We start from the raw sequence: 14,337 nt of genomic DNA on the forward strand, positions 1-14,337 counted from the left end.
GGCGGGCCTATTGTGCGGCGTTATCGCGAATGAAAGCATGCACGACGCTGTCGAAATCGGCGTCGAATACAAAGCCGAGGGCGCGCGCGTAGTCGGCCGAGAAATTGCCCGGCCACGAATTGACGATGCGCTCGATGGCCGGGTCGCGTTCCATCTTCACGCGGTTCGCCACCGCATCGCCGGCAATGCGCCGCAGCGATGCGAGCATGTCCTTCACCGACACCGACAGGCCCGGCATATTGATCACACGCCCTTGCGTGAGCTTATCTTTGGGCAGTTCGAAGCCGTGCAGCAGATTCTCGATTGCGCGATCGGGCGACATCAGCCACAGGATGGTTTCCGGCGCGACGGGGCATACCGCGTCGACGCCGTTGATCGGCTCGCGAATGATGCCGCTCGCGAAGCTCGATGCCGCGCGGTTCGGCTTGCCGGGCCGCACGACGATGGTCGGCATGCGCAGGCTGCGGCCGTCGATGTAGCCGCGCCGGCTATAGTCGGCAAGCATCAGGTCGGACAGCGCTTTTTGCGTGCCGTACGAACTTTGCGGCGACCACACCTGCGAGTCGGGCACCGTGGCCGGCATCGCGCCGCCGAAGACGGCGACCGAACTGGTCATCACGAAGCGCGCCTGCGTGCCGAGCGTGCGGATGCGTTCGAACAGCGTGCGCGTCGCGTCGAAGTTGATGCGCATGCCGAGCTCGAATTCCTGTTCGGCCTGCCCCGATACGATGGCGGCCAGGTGAAATATCGCGTGGGTGTCGGCGTCGACGAGCCGCTCGATCTGCACCGGATCGGCAATGTCGCCGGTGACCGGATGCACGCGCGGGTCGTCGATGCCTTCGAGCGGCACCACGTCGAACGCATCGATGCGCTCGATCGCAACCGGTTTGCCGGCCGGGCCGGTCAGTTCGCCGCGCGCCAGCAGCGCGCGAATCAGACGGTGGCCGAGGAAGCCCGCCGCACCCGTTACCAGCACTTTCATATGTGTCTCCATACAGGTCGCGCAAGATTGCGCACGGCGAACGAGCAAGGGTCGCCGCTGAGTCCATGCCAAAGTTGTATGATGATGTTATCTTAGGACGGCGGGCGTGGCAAACTTCATGGTGCGCTTTTGCATCGGTTAGTGCTCGCGCACGGCGTGTTTTCTAGCTGCGCGGGCGACTGCGAGCGCTTTTGCCGGAGCCGCCGGGCGATTCGTCGAGGGTTCCCTTGCGGGCCGCTTTCTTTTCCTCGTTGATCAGGGGCCGCGCGGCCGCGCTGCCGACGTCTTCCCAGAATGCCGAGTCGGCCTCCTGAATCCGCGCGCCGGCGTTGTCGATATGCGTAATGGCGGCCTGCCGTGCGGCTTCCGCGTCCTGAGCCGAAATCGCATCGAACAGCGCGCGGTGTTCGTTGCGCACCTGGGTCGAGAAATCGTCGCGGCGTGCTTCGTTCGTGCGCGTCACGAGAATCGCCGCATGCGTGAACTGGCTGATGAATTCGAGCAGCGACGGATAGAGCGGATTGCCGGTCGCGCGCGAAATCGCCATATGGAACGCGAGGTCTTCGTCTACGCCGTCGCGCTTTTCCTTCGCGGCCGCATCGATGGCGGCAAGTGCGCGCCTGATGTCGGCCAGTTGCGCGCGCGTGCGGCGCTGCGCGGCGAGCGCGGCCGCTTCCGCTTCGATGCCGCGGCGAAGTTCCGTGACGCGCAGCACCGCATCGACCGAATCTTTCGGATCGATGTCGAGCCGGAACGCGGTGGTGCGGTTCGGTTCGCGCACGACGGTTCCGCTGCCCTGACGCACTTCGACGAGGCCGTCGGACTTCAGCCGCGAGATGGCTTCGCGCACGACGGTGCGGCTCACGCCGAAGCGCTCGGAGATCACCTGTTCGGTCGGCAGCCGCGTGCCGGCCGGAAATTCGCCGCCCTTGATCTTTTCGAGCAGGACGGCCGTGACGCGATCGGCGAGCGTGCCGACATTCGTGATGACGGGCGCGTCGAAGGTGACGGAGGGGCGGGGCGTAGAGGTGGAGGTGGCCATGTCGTGTTTTACGAAAGACTTCGGAGACGTTCAGTTGTCTTTATAGGCGATGCGTTGACACGGTACCACTTTCTACCTATGATCGGAACCGCATAGATAACACATATGGTTATCATACAAATTCGGCCGTACGGATCGATGTAAGGAGACAAACCGGTGCAAACCGAGTCGATAGAAGTGGTAACACGCGGCGACGCGCAGGCATTCGAAGCGCGCACCTACGCAAAAGTGACCTGGCGCATCGTGCCGTTCCTGATGTTCTGCTATCTGGTCGCCTATCTCGACCGCGTGAACGTCGGTTTCGCGAAGCTGCAAATGTCGTCGGACCTGCATTTTTCCGACACGGTCTACGGCCTTGGCGCGGGTATCTTTTTTATCGCGTACTTCCTCGTCGAAATTCCCAGCAACATCATTCTTCATCGTGTCGGCGCGCGCCTGTGGATGGCGCGCATCATGATCACCTGGGGCGTGATTTCGTCGGGCATGGCGTTCGTGACGACGCCGACCGCGTTTTACGTCATGCGCTTTCTGCTCGGTCTTGCCGAAGCGGGCTTTTATCCCGGCGTCATTCTGTACCTGTCGTACTGGTATCCGTCGCATCGGCGCGGCAAGATGTTTGCGGCGTTCGCTGCCGCCGTGCCGCTTTCGGGGCTGATCGGCGGTCCGCTGTCGGGTTACCTGCTGCATGCGCTGACCGGCGCGATGAACTTCGCGGGCTGGCAATGGCTGTTCTTTGTCGAAGGCTTGCCGTCGATCGTGGCCGGCATCGCGGCGATTTTCGTGCTGACCGACGGCATCACGAAAGCGAAATGGCTGACCGCTGAAGAACGCGCGCTGCTGACCATGAACATCCGCGAAGATTCGGCGCACAAGGCCGAACATTCGGTGCTCGAAGTGTTCACGAATGGACGCGTGTGGCTGCTCACCGCGATTTATTTTTGCCTGATTTGCGGCTTCTACACGGTTGGTTTCTGGCTGCCTACGTTGATCTCATCGACCGGCGTCAAAGATCCGCTGCAAATCGGTCTGCTGACTGCGATCCCGTATGGCGCCGCCGCCGTGACGATGATCCTCGTCTCGCGCAGCGCTGACCGCCGCCGCGAACGGCGCTGGCACCTTGCATTCACGGCCGTGCTGGGCGGCGTCGGCCTCATCATGTCGGCGGCGTTTGGCTCGCAGCCGGTGCTCGCGATGATCGGCCTCACGCTTGCGGCGATGGGCGGCCTGAGCACGCTGCCGATGTTCTGGAGCCTGCCGACGGCGTTTCTCGGCGGTTCGGCCGCGGCCGCGGGCATTGCGCTGATCAATTCGTGGGGCAATCTGGCGGGCTTCGTGAGCCCGTATCTGATCGGCTTCATCAAGGACGCCACGCATAGCGCCAACCTGGGTTTGTACGCGATGGCAGGGGCGCTCTTCGTCGGCACACTGTTGACGTTCATCGTGCCGGGCAAGGTGGTCAACCGTTAGACATCCGGCGCCGAGGAGGGAGCAATGCAAACAGTCGAAGCACTCGCAGTTGCACTCACCGGTACGGCACAAACCGAATCCGAGCCGGTACGTCTTGCCGCGGGCCCGCTTTCCGTCGAGTTCGATGGCGGCGGCCTGCGTTATGTTTGCTACGGGGAAGTGGAAGTCATCCGGGCGATCTCGTTTCTCGCTCGCGACGAGAACTGGGGAACGCACGCGCTGAAGCTCGACGACGTTCGAATCGAGCAGCGCGACGACGCGTTCGAGGTGCGGTTTCGCGGCACATGCGGGCCGGGCGGTGCGGAGTTGCAGCTCGCTGCATCGATTGCCGGCAACGCCAACGGCCAGCTGGAATTCAACGCGAATGCGACGCTGGCGGGCGATCTGCTGACCAACCGCACGGGCTTTGTCGTGCTGCATCCGCTCGACGTGTCGGGCAAACCCGTGGTAGTCGAGACTGTCGACGGTCAGCGCAAGTCGACGCATTTTCCGCAAGAAATCGATCCGTTCCAGCCGTTTCGCGACATCCGTGCGCTGACGACGCAGCACAGCGAGGCAATGAGCGTCGAAGTGCGGATGGAAGGCGACACGTTCGAAATGGAGGATCAGCGCAACTGGTCCGACGCCTCGTTCAAGACGTATGTGCGGCCGCTTGCGTTGCCGTGGCCCTATACGCTCGCGAAAGGTTCGACGCTGGCACAGGCGGTGAAAGTGACGGTGCAGGCGGCGCAGCCTGCAGCTGCAAGCGGTGCGGCACAGGATAAGCCGGCCGCGCCCGCGCGTATCCGGCTCGATGCCGATATCGGCGCGCCACGCCCTGTGCCGCAACCTGGTATCGGCGTGCGCGCCGGGGATCTCGATACGGCGTTGCAGCATGCCGCAGCACTTCACGCGTTGAGTCCCGCGTACTTCATCGCGCATCTGGACTTGCGTCACGACGACCCCGCTCATGCGATGCCGCATTTCGCGCAACTTGCCGATACGGCGCGCGTGCCGTACGTGCTCGAAACCGTGCTGACCGGCGACGGCAGTCCAGCCGATGAAATGCGCCGTGTGGCCGCCGCCGCCAGCGGGCGCACGGCGCCTGTTGCGCTGCAGGTCTCGCCCGCGCCGGATCTGAAAGCCGTGTTGCCGGGAAGCCCGTGGCCGCCGTGCCCGTCGTTCGACGATGTATTCGCGGCTGCGCGTGCGGCGTTTCCCGATACGCCGCTTGGCGGCGGCACGTTTGCCTATTTCACCGAACTCAATCGCAAACGGCCGCCGTTCGACGAGCTCGACTACGTGACGTTCACGACATGCCCGATCGTGCATGCGGCCGACGACCGTTCAGTGATGGAAACGCTTGCGACGCTGCCGTTCATCGCGAACAGCGTCACCGCGCTTGCCGGCAAGACGCCGTTCCGGGTCGGGCCCAGCACGATTGCCGCGCGCGACAATCCGTATGGGGCGTCGACATTGGCGAACGAGACTGGGCGCGACGCGAAGCGGATCTGCCTGACCGATGACGATCCACGGCAGCGCGCGTTGTACGGCGCCGCCTGGAACCTCGGTTACTTCGCGGCGTTCGCCGCGGGTGGAGCGACGCATATCGCGCTGTCCGAACTGACCGGGCCACGCGGCCTCTTCGATAGCGGGAAGCCGACGCCGCTGTTTCGCCTGCTTGCATCGCTTGCCCAGGCGCGGGGCGCGCAGATCGCGAACCTGACCGTGGAGCCTGGCCGCGTGCCGCTTGCCGCATTCGCGGCGAAGCGGGCATCGGCGACGACGCTATGGATTGCCAATCTTTCTGCACAAACAAACCGCGTCGAGTTCGATGGCGGCGTGTCGAACAACGGCGCCACCATCGCGCGGTGGCTGCCCGGTGTCGATTTCGCCGTTGCATCGCCGCAGCACTCGCCACTGACAGCCGGGACGCTGACGCTCGAGCCCTACGAAACCGCTGAAATCCACTTATTCGCGTCAACGCCTTGACGATGAACACCGAAGCCGCCGCAACTGCCGGCACGGCCGGCGCCGAGGCACCTCGCGAGATTCTGCGCGCTGAGCACGTGACGAAGCTGTTCGGCCCGGTGCGCGCGCTCAAGGACGGCTCGCTCACGCTGCGTGCCGGCGAAGTGCATGCGCTGGTCGGTGTGAACGGCGCGGGCAAATCGACGCTCTCGCGCATTATCAGCGGCCACTTGCGCCGATCGGAAGGGCTGTTGCGCTACAAGGGCCAGGATGTCGACTTCGCGATGCCGCGCGACGCGATGCGCGCAGGCATTTCGCTCGTCTTGCAGGAAACGAGCATCGCGCCCGATCTCTCGGTGATGGAGAACCTGTGTCTTACGCATTTCGGCCAGCGCGAGCGCCTCGACTGGAAGGCGCTCAAGCGCAAGGCCGAAGCGGTGCTCGAAGAACTGCATCAGGCCGAGCATTTGCCGCTGCACAAACGGGCCGGCGATCTGTCCATGGCGCAACGGCAAATTATCGAAATCGGCCGCGCGCTGCAGCAGGACTCGGACCTCATCATCTTCGACGAGCCGACCGCGTCGTTTTCGCCGACCGAAGTCGCGAGCCTGTTCGAGGTCATGCGCTTGCTGCGCTCGCGCGGCAAGGCGCTCGCGTTCGTTTCGCATCGGCTCGAAGAAATCTTCGAGATTACCGATTGCGTGACGGTGATGCGCGACGGCCGCACCGTCGCCGCCGACGTTGCGACGCGCGAACTCACGCCCGCGGCGCTGATCCAGCTGATGGTCGGCCGCACTATCGAAAACCTCTACGAGCGCAGCAGCGCGCCGCCCGCGCAGGCACGCGTCGCCGATGCGCCGTTGCTCGAGGTGAGCCATCTCGCGTCGGGTTCGATGGTGCGCGACGTGTCGTTCACGCTGCATGCGGGCGAGATTCTCGGACTCGCGGGTCTAGTCGGCGCGGGCCGCTCGGAGACGATTGAAGCGATCTTCGGGCTGCGCAAGCGCGATAGCGGCACGGTCCGGTTGAAAGGCGAGCCATTTACGGCTGCGTCGCCGCGCGATGCGATTGCGCGCGGCGTCGGCCTGATCGGCGAAGACCGCCGGCGCCAGGGCATCGTGCCGGATTTCTCGGTGACCGAGAATCTGCTGCTCGCGCATCTGGGCCGCGACCGCGGCATTCATCGAAACTACGAACGGCACTTCGCCGAGATCGACCGTCTGATGACCGAGCTCGACATGCCCGAGCATATCCTGACCGCGCCGATGCTCGGCTTGAGCGGCGGGCAGCAGCAGAAGGTCATTTTCGCACGCTGGCTGTTGCTGAATCCGACTGTGCTGCTGCTCGACGAACCGACGCGCGGCGTCGACATCGGCACGCGCAATACGATCTACCAGATCATCCGCAGGATTGCGGCGCGCGGCATCGGCGTGGTGGTCGTGTCGTCGGATTTCGACGAGGTGCTCGGCTTGTCGGATCGCGTCGTCGTGCTCAGCGACGGCGTATCGGTCGCGCAGGCGACCAGCGATCTGCTCGACGCCGAGATACTTGCGACTTATGCGGCGCCGCGCTCGTCCGCGCAGGGCGTGCACGATGCGCTTGCCGATCTGTCCGCGCAATTCGGTGCGACGAGCTACTGGCTGCAGGTCGAGCGCGGCCGCGTGTTCTGCTTCGACGTCGTAGCGCACGCGAATGCGCCGGTCGGCATCGCGGCGGAACGCTTTCCGCTGATCGGCGAAACGGCGATACCGCTGGCGCTCGATACGCAAAAGGCGGGTACGGTGATCGACGACGGCGCACTGCATTCGGTGCTGTTTCGGCTCGTGAACCAGAGCGGCCACTCGTTCGGATATGTCGGCGTGAGTGTGCCGTCTGCGGCGACGCTCGATCCGCAAGCGCTGCGTAAGCAGATGACGCAGAACATGAGCCGTCACGGCGTGGGGCAGCTTCTCGTCGCGGCGCAAGGGGAGGAGACAGCGGTATGAGCAGCAACGATCTTAACGCACACGGCGCCAGTCGCAGCGGCGCCGGCCATGACATGCAAACTCCGGGCGCGCAAAGCGACGCCGACGGCGGCGCGGTTGCGGCCGCAGCGACGCCGGCCGCGCCCGTCGTGCGCCGTCGCCATGCGGGATTCGTCCATCGCTTCGCGCTCGAAATTCGCATGCTCGTCGTGCTGGTCGTGCTGTCGATTGCGCTTTCGCTGATCTCGTCGCACTTCTTCTCGCTCGGCAACCTGTTCAACCTGATGGACCAGTCGGTCGTGACCGGCATCGCGGCGATCGGCCAGACGTTCGTGATTCTGGTGGCCGGCATCGATCTGTCGGTCGGCGCGTTGACGGGCGTAGCCGGCATCGTGCTCGGCCTCGCGCTGACATCGGCCGGTTTGCCGGTGCCGGTTGCAATCGGCGCGGCGATCGTGTTCGGCGGCTTGATGGGGCTCGTCAACGGTTTGCTCGTCACGTTTGGCCGCATCGCGCCGTTTATCGTCACGCTCGGCATGATGTCGGTCGCGCGCTCGCTCGCGTACGTGATCAGCGACGGCAATTCGATTTCGTCGCTGCCGCAAGGGCTTTCCTATATCGGCTCGGCCGACGTGTTCGGGATACCCGCGAACTTTCTGTTCGTCGTGCTGCTGTTCGCGCTCGCCTGGTACTACCTGACCTTTACCAAAGGCGGTCGCACGATCTATGCGATCGGCTCGAATATCGAAGCGGCGCGCGCATCGGGTCTCAAGGTGACGTATTACACGACGCTCGCCTATGTGCTGTCCGGAGCGCTGTCGGCGCTCGCCGCGGTGATGCTCGCATCGCGGCTGCTGTCGATCGACCCGATCGCCGGCAACGGGCTCGAGCTCGATTCCATCGCGGCTGTCGTGATCGGCGGTGCGAGTCTCTTCGGCGGACGCGGGTCGATGATCGGCACGTTTTTCGGCGTGCTGATCATGGGCCTGATCCGCAACGGTCTGAACCTGCTGAACGTGGGACCTTACTGGCAGGGCAGTGCGATCGGCGCCATCATCATCATCGCCGTGCTTGCCGAACGCATCGTGACCACGCGCATCAACCGGCGCGGTCAATGACGTACGTATCGCCGTCCAACAAATCATTCAAGGAGACATCGGTATGAACCACATGCACAAGCGGGCATTTCTCGCACGCACCGCGAAGGCGTTCGGCGCATTGGTGCTCGGCGCGGCATTGAGCGCGTCGTTCGCAAGCGGCGCGTATGCGCAGCAAGGCGTGTCGGGCAAGCGCTTCGCGTATCTGACGCCTGGGCTCGATCTGCCGTTCTGGCGCATCGTCGGAAAAGGGGTGACAGATACGATCAAGGCGCAGGGCGGCACCGTGACGATTTACGATTCGCACAACGATGCCGCCACGCAACTGAAGAACGCGCAGGACGCGGTCGCGCAAGGCGTGGCCGGTATCGTGATTTCGCCGACCGATTCGTCGACGGCCCCGAGCGTGCTGCAGGTCGCCGCGCGCGCGAAGGTGCCGGTCGTGATCGCCGATATCGGTACGAACTCAGGCGATTACGTGTCGTTCATCAGTTCGGAGAACGAGAAAGGCGCCTACGAAACCGGCAAGAAGCTCGCTGAAGTGATGAAGCAGAAAGGCTGGGACAAAGGTGGTTACGGCATTTCGTCTATTTCGCTTGCGCGGCAAAACGGCAAGCTTCGCACCGAAGGTTTCCGCCGTGCGATGAAGGAAGCGGGCATTCCCGAAGTCGCGCTGAACCAGATGCAGCGCTACACGGCGGACGAGACGTTCCGCTTCGTGCAGGACATGATTACTGCGCATCCCGATATGCATGGCGTGTTCGTGCAGACCGATGCGCCGACGCTCGGCGCGGCGCGTGCGATCCAGGTCGCGCACAAGCAGTCTGATATCGCGCTCGTTGCGTTCGACGGCATTCCGCAATTCGTCGATATGATCAAGGACGGCACGCTGACAGCTTCTGGCATGCAGCAGCCATATCTGATGGGGCAGAAGGCGGCGGGCGCGATGCTCGACCATCTGGCGGGCAAGGAGCCGCCGAAGAGCATCGTCGTGCCGGTCGTGGTGGTGTCGAAGGATAATCTTGACCAGGAACTGCCGGTGATCAAGCAGACGGTATTCGGCGGCGAGATGAAGTGAAGCACGTGAATGTGTGCGGGGCTTGCAAAGGTGGAATAAATCATGGCGGCTGGACGTTCGATGCGAGGCAGGCGCGATGCGTTTATGCTTCTGCTTCGGTGAATGACTGCCTGGCATGCGTAGCGGCCGTTATTCGCTCATGTCCACCCTTGATGATTGCCCCGCTCACAATGAACGTTCCGACTCGCCGCAATGCACTTCGACGTTGTGCGCTCGCCATTGCGGCGAGCGTTTCACTGACCGTATTTCCGTCCGTTTTTCAGGTTACATACGCCGCGGATTCGGTGTCGCTTGCGGACGCGATTGCAGGCCCGCAGCGCAGCGACGCGAATCGCGCCCGCGACATTTACCGTCATCCCGCGCAAACGCTGACGTTTTTCGGCTTGACCGACCGTCAAACGGTAATCGAAATCGCGCCGGGAGCGGGCTGGTACACGGAGATTCTCGCGCCGTATCTGCATGCACACGGCAAGTTGTATGAAGCGCCGTACATCGAGTCCGACGCGACGAGCGCCGCGCATCTTGCGCCGATGATCGATCGCTTCAGGCAGAAGCTCGCGAACGATCCCGCGGACTACAGCGGCGTAACGGTCGGCGCACTGCAAGCGGGCCGCCTGACCGGAGTCGGCGCACCGGGTACCGCGGACATGGTGCTGACGTTCCGCAATATTCACAACTGGATCAAGGACGGCGATCTCGACGCGAATTTCAAGGCCTTCTACAAGGCATTGAAGCCCGGTGGCGTGCTCGGCGTGGAAGAACATCGCGCGAAGCCGGGCACCTCCCTCGCACAAACCATCGTGTCGGGCTACGTAACCGAAGATTTCGTGATCGAGCATGCACGCGCGGCCGGATTCGAACTGGCCGGCCGCAGCGAGATCAACAGCAATCCACGCGATACGAAGGACTATCCGAAGGGCGTATGGACTTTGCCCCCGACTTACGCGGAGGGCGCCACCGATCGCGCACGCTATGCGGCTATCGGCGAATCCGACCGGATGACGCTGCGCTTCGTAAAGCCGGCGGCCGGGCATTGAGCCGCTATTGCTTCATCGAACCGCTCGAATCTTGCGTCCCCTTTCCTTGCGGCGACATTCCTTGTTCGCGCTTTTGCATCAACGTGTCCTGCGGCGACGATGCGCCGCTTTGCGGACTGCCTAGCTGATTCATGTTCTCGCCGGCCTTGCCCGGTTCGATGCCTTGTTTCGCGCCGGGCGTAACGCCTTGCGCCGGCCCTTGCGTCGAACCGGCGCCCGTCGCATTGGCGCCGCCCTGGTTTTGAGCCATCGCGTCAGCGCCGGCAAGCAACACGAGCGCAAACGCCATCGTAGTGATGCCTTTCATCGTCCACCTCCCGTTTAGTGCCGGCTTTTTGCGCTGGCCGGTTTGTTCGACCGCGCATACCGTGTGCCATAAAAAGGAATACGGTTGCGGAGCATGGCGATCAGACTTCGTCTGAAATCGATAATGCCCTTCGATTACCATCGCACGAAAAAATCCGGTTTCGAGAAAAATCGGACGTACGTTGAGTATTAGCAATAACGCCGTTATTGATTCGCGGATGGACGGCAACGATGCCGGGGTTCGTATGAAGAAGCCGCAGCTGCGTGCTCACCGGGAACACATCGAGGGAGTCGGTTTGCGGTGCACGTGGATCGAAGAGCCGGAAAGCGAATTCAGCGGGACGCGGGAGGGCGAAGCAGACGATCAGGCCGAAGGCAAGGCGACGGCGAGGCCGACCGCGCCGACGGCACCGAACCCGATGCGGGCTTAGGCTCGAGCTAGCGCTACGTATCGTCGCGCGGCGCCAGCTTGACGGTCGACATCGTCCGCTCGGCGAGCACCGCGTCGCGTTTCGACAGCAAATGCGCGCGAAGGATCGTGCCCATTTTCTTGCCGTCGCGCGACTCGAGTGCCTCGATCATCTCTTCATGATCGTGAATCGCGCTATCCCACTTGTTCGTCTGGAAGTTCGAACGGAACCGCAGCGCCTGCAGGCGCCGGTTGATCGACAGATAGGTCTGCCGCAATGCCGAATTGCGCGCGGCTTCGTTGATCTTGTCGTGAATCTTCTGATTGCGGCTGTAATAGCCCGATAGGTCGTTCTGCGCGCGGCACGCCAGCATCGCGTAATGGAGCGCCTTGATCTCCGCCAGCTCGACAGGCGTAATCCGCTCGCACGCGAGCTCGCCCGAAAACGCCTCGAGCCCGCTCATCAACTCGAACGTCTCGCGAATCTCGGCGTCGGTCATCTGGGAGACCGTCGCGCCCTTGTTCGGCGAAATATCGATCAGGCCTTCGGCGGCCAGCACCTTCAGCGCTTCGCGCAGCGGCGTGCGCGAAATGCCGAGCGTCTCGCAGAGCTGACGCTCGTTGAGCTTCACGCCGGGCGCGAGCAGCCCCTCGACGATGAAATTGCGCAGATGGTCGACCACCGTGTCGTGCAGACGCTGCCGTTCGACCTTCGGCAATGACGGCGGCAGCATTGCCTCCGGCATGTCAGCATTTTGCATGCAAAGACCTCTTGAATGGGTTCGTCGGCATTTTATCGCAGGTCGGCGCGCCGTAAGGCGTGCGGGTTTATACCTGGCGAATTCGCGCGAATTTCGCTTCCCGCAGCCGGATACGTGCGTTAGAGTATTTTGCATGCAAAATTCAAACGCAAGGTTTCCAATAAAGGACCGCACATGCTGAAACTCGACTTCCACCCGGCCGGCCGTCACTTTCTGCAGATTCCGGGGCCAAGCCCGGTACCCGATCGCATCTTGCGGGCGATGAGCTATCCGACCATCGACCACCGCGGTCCCGAGTTCGGCGCGCTGGGGTTGAAGGTGCTCGACGGCATCAAGAAGATCTTCAAGACGTCCCAGCCGGTTGTCATCTATCCGGCGTCGGGCACGGGCGCCTGGGAAGCCGCGCTTTGCAATACGTTGAGCGCGGGCGACACGGTGCTGATGTACGAGACCGGCCACTTCGCGACGCTGTGGAAAAAGATGGCCGAGAACCTGGGTCTGAAACCGGAGTTTCTCGGTTTGCCCGGTGTCGAAGGCTGGCGCCGCGGCGTCCAGGCGGACATGATCGAAGCGCGCCTGCGTGCCGATTCAGGTCATGTGATCAAGGCCGTGTGCGTCGTGCACAACGAGACATCGACGGGCGTGACCTCCGATATCGCGGCCGTGCGCCGCGCGATCGATGCGGCGGGCCACCCGGCGCTGCTGATGGTCGATACGATTTCGGGCCTCGCGTCGGCCGATTATCGGCATGACGAATGGGGTGTCGACGTGACGGTGTCGGGCTCTCAGAAGGGCCTCATGCTGCCGCCGGGCATCAGCTTCAATGCGATTTCGCCGAAGGCGATGAAGGCCCACGAAAGCGCAAAGCTGCCGCGCGCGTTCTGGGACTGGGCCGACATCGTCGAGATGAACAAGCAGGGTTACTGGCCGTACACGCCGAACACGAACCTGCTGTATGGACTCTCCGAATCGCTCGAGATGATTCTCGGCGAAGGCCTCGACAACGTGTTCGCGCGCCACCAGCGGCTCGCGGCGGCGTGCCGCGCGGCGGTCACGGCGTGGGGTCTCGAGGTGCAGTGTGCGGACCCCGCTGTCTATTCGCCGGTGCTGACGGGCGTGATCATGCCGGAAGGCGTCGATGCGGACGCGGTGCGCAAGCTTATCTACGAACACTTCGACATGTCGCTCGGCACGGGCCTCGGCAAGGTGAAGGGCCGCATGTTCCGCATCGGCCATCTCGGCGAATGCAACGACCTTACGCTCATGGCGACGCTGTCCGGCTGCGAAATGGGCCTGAAGCTCGCGGGTGTGCCGCTCAAGTCGAGCGGCGTCACGGCAGCAATGGAGTATCTGACGAGTCACGTCGCGAAGCCGTCGTTGAAGGCGGCTGCATGACGGCGCGCGAACCGCAGCTCGAAGCTGCCGTCGGCTCGGCGCACGATTCGCGTGAGGCGCTGGCGGCTTTGCTGGTCGACGCGGGTACGCGGCGCGCGTGGCTCGATGCGCTGCCGCAAGACGTTCAGCCGGTGAACGCAGAGGATGCCTACGCAGTCCAGCACGCAACGCTCGATGCGATGTGCGATTCGATCGGCGGCTGGAAGGTCGGAGCGAAAACGCCGACGGGCGGGCCGATTCAAGGCTCGCCGCTGCCGGCTGCGTGCGTGCATCGCAGCGGCGCCGGTTTGCCGCGCGGCTCGTTCAACCAGCTAGGGCTCGAACTCGAAGTTGCGTTCGCGCTTGGGCGCCGTTTCGAGCCGGCCGGTGGGCCTTACACCGATGAACAGGTGCTCGATGCGATCGAATCGCTGCACGCGACGATCGAGATCGTGACGAGCCGCTTTAGCGCTTGGCCTGACGTCGACAAGCTGTGGCAGCTCGCCGATCTGCAGAACCACGGTGCGTTGGTCGTGGGCGAAGCGGTGCCGTACGACGGCGAGTTTCCGTTTCTCGCGCCTTCGGCACGCTTCACGATCGACGGCGCGCCGCTGTTCCAAGGCGCACCTGCGAATCCAGCTGGCGACCCGCGCCGGTTGCTCGGCTGGCTCGTCAATCACGGCGTATCGCGTGGGCTCACGTTCGAGCCCGGTACCGTGCTGACTTGCGGCTCGTATACGGGCATGGCGTTTCCGGAGAAGAACGGCGTCGTGCGCGGTGTGATCGACGGCCTGCCGCCGGTGCAGTTCACGCTTGTTTGAGGTTCGGATAAAGCGCCACCATGCCGGTCCGCTTTTCTTGAGCGAACGC

Annotated in this window: 13 protein-coding genes; 9 read left to right on the top strand and 4 right to left on the bottom strand. The window is 63.5% G+C overall.

Annotated features, from left to right (window positions below):
* Nucleotides 1-7 precede the first annotated feature (7 nt).
* Nucleotides 8-982, bottom strand: coding sequence for a D-erythronate dehydrogenase (denD, locus tag BTO02_RS24270; RefSeq protein WP_075161330.1), 975 nt, complete (start codon nucleotides 980-982; stop codon nucleotides 8-10).
* A 163-nt stretch (nucleotides 983-1,145) separates the two neighbouring features.
* A complete protein-coding gene (locus BTO02_RS24275; protein ID WP_075159748.1) occupies nucleotides 1,146-2,024 on the bottom strand; it encodes a FadR/GntR family transcriptional regulator in 879 nt (292 codons plus the stop codon).
* Nucleotides 2,025-2,180: 156 nt separating this feature from the next.
* On the opposite strand from BTO02_RS24275, the gene BTO02_RS24280 reads away from it, so the two are divergent.
* From BTO02_RS24280 to BTO02_RS24305, 6 genes are all read left to right on the top strand, one after another.
* The gene (locus BTO02_RS24280; protein WP_075159749.1) at nucleotides 2,181-3,491 is read left to right on the top strand and encodes an MFS transporter; all 1,311 of its coding nucleotides are present in this window, start codon (nucleotides 2,181-2,183) and stop codon (nucleotides 3,489-3,491) included.
* A gap of 24 nt (nucleotides 3,492-3,515) precedes the next feature.
* Entirely contained in the window at nucleotides 3,516-5,462 is a 1,947-nt protein-coding gene (locus BTO02_RS24285) for a hypothetical protein (protein ID WP_075159750.1), read from the top strand.
* A gap of 2 nt (nucleotides 5,463-5,464) precedes the next feature.
* A complete protein-coding gene (locus BTO02_RS24290; RefSeq protein ID WP_075159751.1) occupies nucleotides 5,465-7,426 on the top strand; it encodes a sugar ABC transporter ATP-binding protein in 1,962 nt (653 codons plus the stop codon).
* Nucleotides 7,423-8,523, top strand: a complete 1,101-nt coding sequence (locus tag BTO02_RS24295) for an ABC transporter permease (RefSeq protein ID WP_198039315.1) — start codon at nucleotides 7,423-7,425, stop codon at nucleotides 8,521-8,523. The genes BTO02_RS24290 and BTO02_RS24295 overlap by 4 nt, the downstream gene beginning before the upstream one ends.
* A gap of 43 nt (nucleotides 8,524-8,566) precedes the next feature.
* Nucleotides 8,567-9,580: a substrate-binding domain-containing protein gene (locus BTO02_RS24300; protein ID WP_156883965.1), complete on the top strand. Its 1,014-nt coding sequence runs from the start codon at nucleotides 8,567-8,569 to the stop codon at nucleotides 9,578-9,580.
* A 170-nt stretch (nucleotides 9,581-9,750) separates the two neighbouring features.
* Entirely contained in the window at nucleotides 9,751-10,617 is an 867-nt protein-coding gene (locus BTO02_RS24305) for a class I SAM-dependent methyltransferase (RefSeq protein WP_075159752.1), read from the top strand.
* A 4-nt stretch (nucleotides 10,618-10,621) separates the two neighbouring features.
* Here BTO02_RS24305 and BTO02_RS24310 read toward each other — a convergent pair whose 3' ends face one another.
* Nucleotides 10,622-11,152: a hypothetical protein gene (locus tag BTO02_RS24310; RefSeq protein WP_156883966.1), complete on the bottom strand. Its 531-nt coding sequence runs from the start codon at nucleotides 11,150-11,152 to the stop codon at nucleotides 10,622-10,624.
* Between BTO02_RS24310 and BTO02_RS24315 the strand changes: the two genes are divergently transcribed.
* Complete coding sequence (locus tag BTO02_RS24315) at nucleotides 11,142-11,354, top strand: hypothetical protein (RefSeq protein WP_075159754.1); 213 nt, start codon at nucleotides 11,142-11,144, stop codon at nucleotides 11,352-11,354. The genes BTO02_RS24310 and BTO02_RS24315 overlap by 11 nt on opposite strands.
* A 13-nt stretch (nucleotides 11,355-11,367) precedes the next feature.
* Here the strand turns inward: BTO02_RS24315 and BTO02_RS24320 are convergent, their stop codons facing one another.
* Nucleotides 11,368-12,093 carry a GntR family transcriptional regulator gene (locus tag BTO02_RS24320; protein ID WP_075159755.1) on the bottom strand — a complete coding sequence of 242 codons (726 nt, stop codon included), beginning with the start codon at nucleotides 12,091-12,093 and terminating at the stop codon, nucleotides 11,368-11,370.
* Between the two features lie 174 nt (nucleotides 12,094-12,267).
* Here BTO02_RS24320 and BTO02_RS24325 point away from each other — a divergent pair, with 174 nt between their 5' ends.
* A complete protein-coding gene (locus tag BTO02_RS24325) occupies nucleotides 12,268-13,488 on the top strand; it encodes a pyridoxal-phosphate-dependent aminotransferase family protein (protein ID WP_075159756.1) in 1,221 nt (406 codons plus the stop codon).
* Nucleotides 13,485-14,288, top strand: coding sequence for a 2-keto-4-pentenoate hydratase (locus BTO02_RS24330; protein WP_075159757.1), 804 nt, complete (start codon nucleotides 13,485-13,487; stop codon nucleotides 14,286-14,288). Before BTO02_RS24325 ends, BTO02_RS24330 begins: the two co-directional genes overlap by 4 nt.
* Nucleotides 14,289-14,337 lie beyond the last annotated feature (49 nt).

This window comes from Paraburkholderia sp. SOS3 (assembly GCF_001922345.1).
GTDB lineage: Bacteria > Pseudomonadota > Gammaproteobacteria > Burkholderiales > Burkholderiaceae > Paraburkholderia.

What these genes read in the sequence shown, in the direction of transcription:
- BTO02_RS24275 (WP_075159748.1), bottom strand. Translation starts at nt 2,024, where the DNA reads ATGGCCACCTCCACCTCTACGCCCCGCCCCTCCGTCACCTTCGACGCG.
- denD (WP_075161330.1), bottom strand. Translation starts at nt 982, where the DNA reads ATGAAAGTGCTGGTAACGGGTGCGGCGGGCTTCCTCGGCCACCGTCTG.
- BTO02_RS24315 (WP_075159754.1), top strand. Translation starts at nt 11,142, where the DNA reads ATGGACGGCAACGATGCCGGGGTTCGTATGAAGAAGCCGCAGCTGCGT.
- BTO02_RS24330 (WP_075159757.1), top strand. Translation starts at nt 13,485, where the DNA reads ATGACGGCGCGCGAACCGCAGCTCGAAGCTGCCGTCGGCTCGGCGCAC.
- BTO02_RS24290 (WP_075159751.1), top strand. Translation starts at nt 5,465, where the DNA reads ATGAACACCGAAGCCGCCGCAACTGCCGGCACGGCCGGCGCCGAGGCA.
- BTO02_RS24295 (WP_198039315.1), top strand. Translation starts at nt 7,423, where the DNA reads ATGAGCAGCAACGATCTTAACGCACACGGCGCCAGTCGCAGCGGCGCC.
- BTO02_RS24325 (WP_075159756.1), top strand. Translation starts at nt 12,268, where the DNA reads ATGCTGAAACTCGACTTCCACCCGGCCGGCCGTCACTTTCTGCAGATT.
- BTO02_RS24285 (WP_075159750.1), top strand. Translation starts at nt 3,516, where the DNA reads ATGCAAACAGTCGAAGCACTCGCAGTTGCACTCACCGGTACGGCACAA.
- BTO02_RS24305 (WP_075159752.1), top strand. Translation starts at nt 9,751, where the DNA reads ATGAACGTTCCGACTCGCCGCAATGCACTTCGACGTTGTGCGCTCGCC.
- BTO02_RS24320 (WP_075159755.1), bottom strand. Translation starts at nt 12,093, where the DNA reads ATGCAAAATGCTGACATGCCGGAGGCAATGCTGCCGCCGTCATTGCCG.
- BTO02_RS24300 (WP_156883965.1), top strand. Translation starts at nt 8,567, where the DNA reads ATGAACCACATGCACAAGCGGGCATTTCTCGCACGCACCGCGAAGGCG.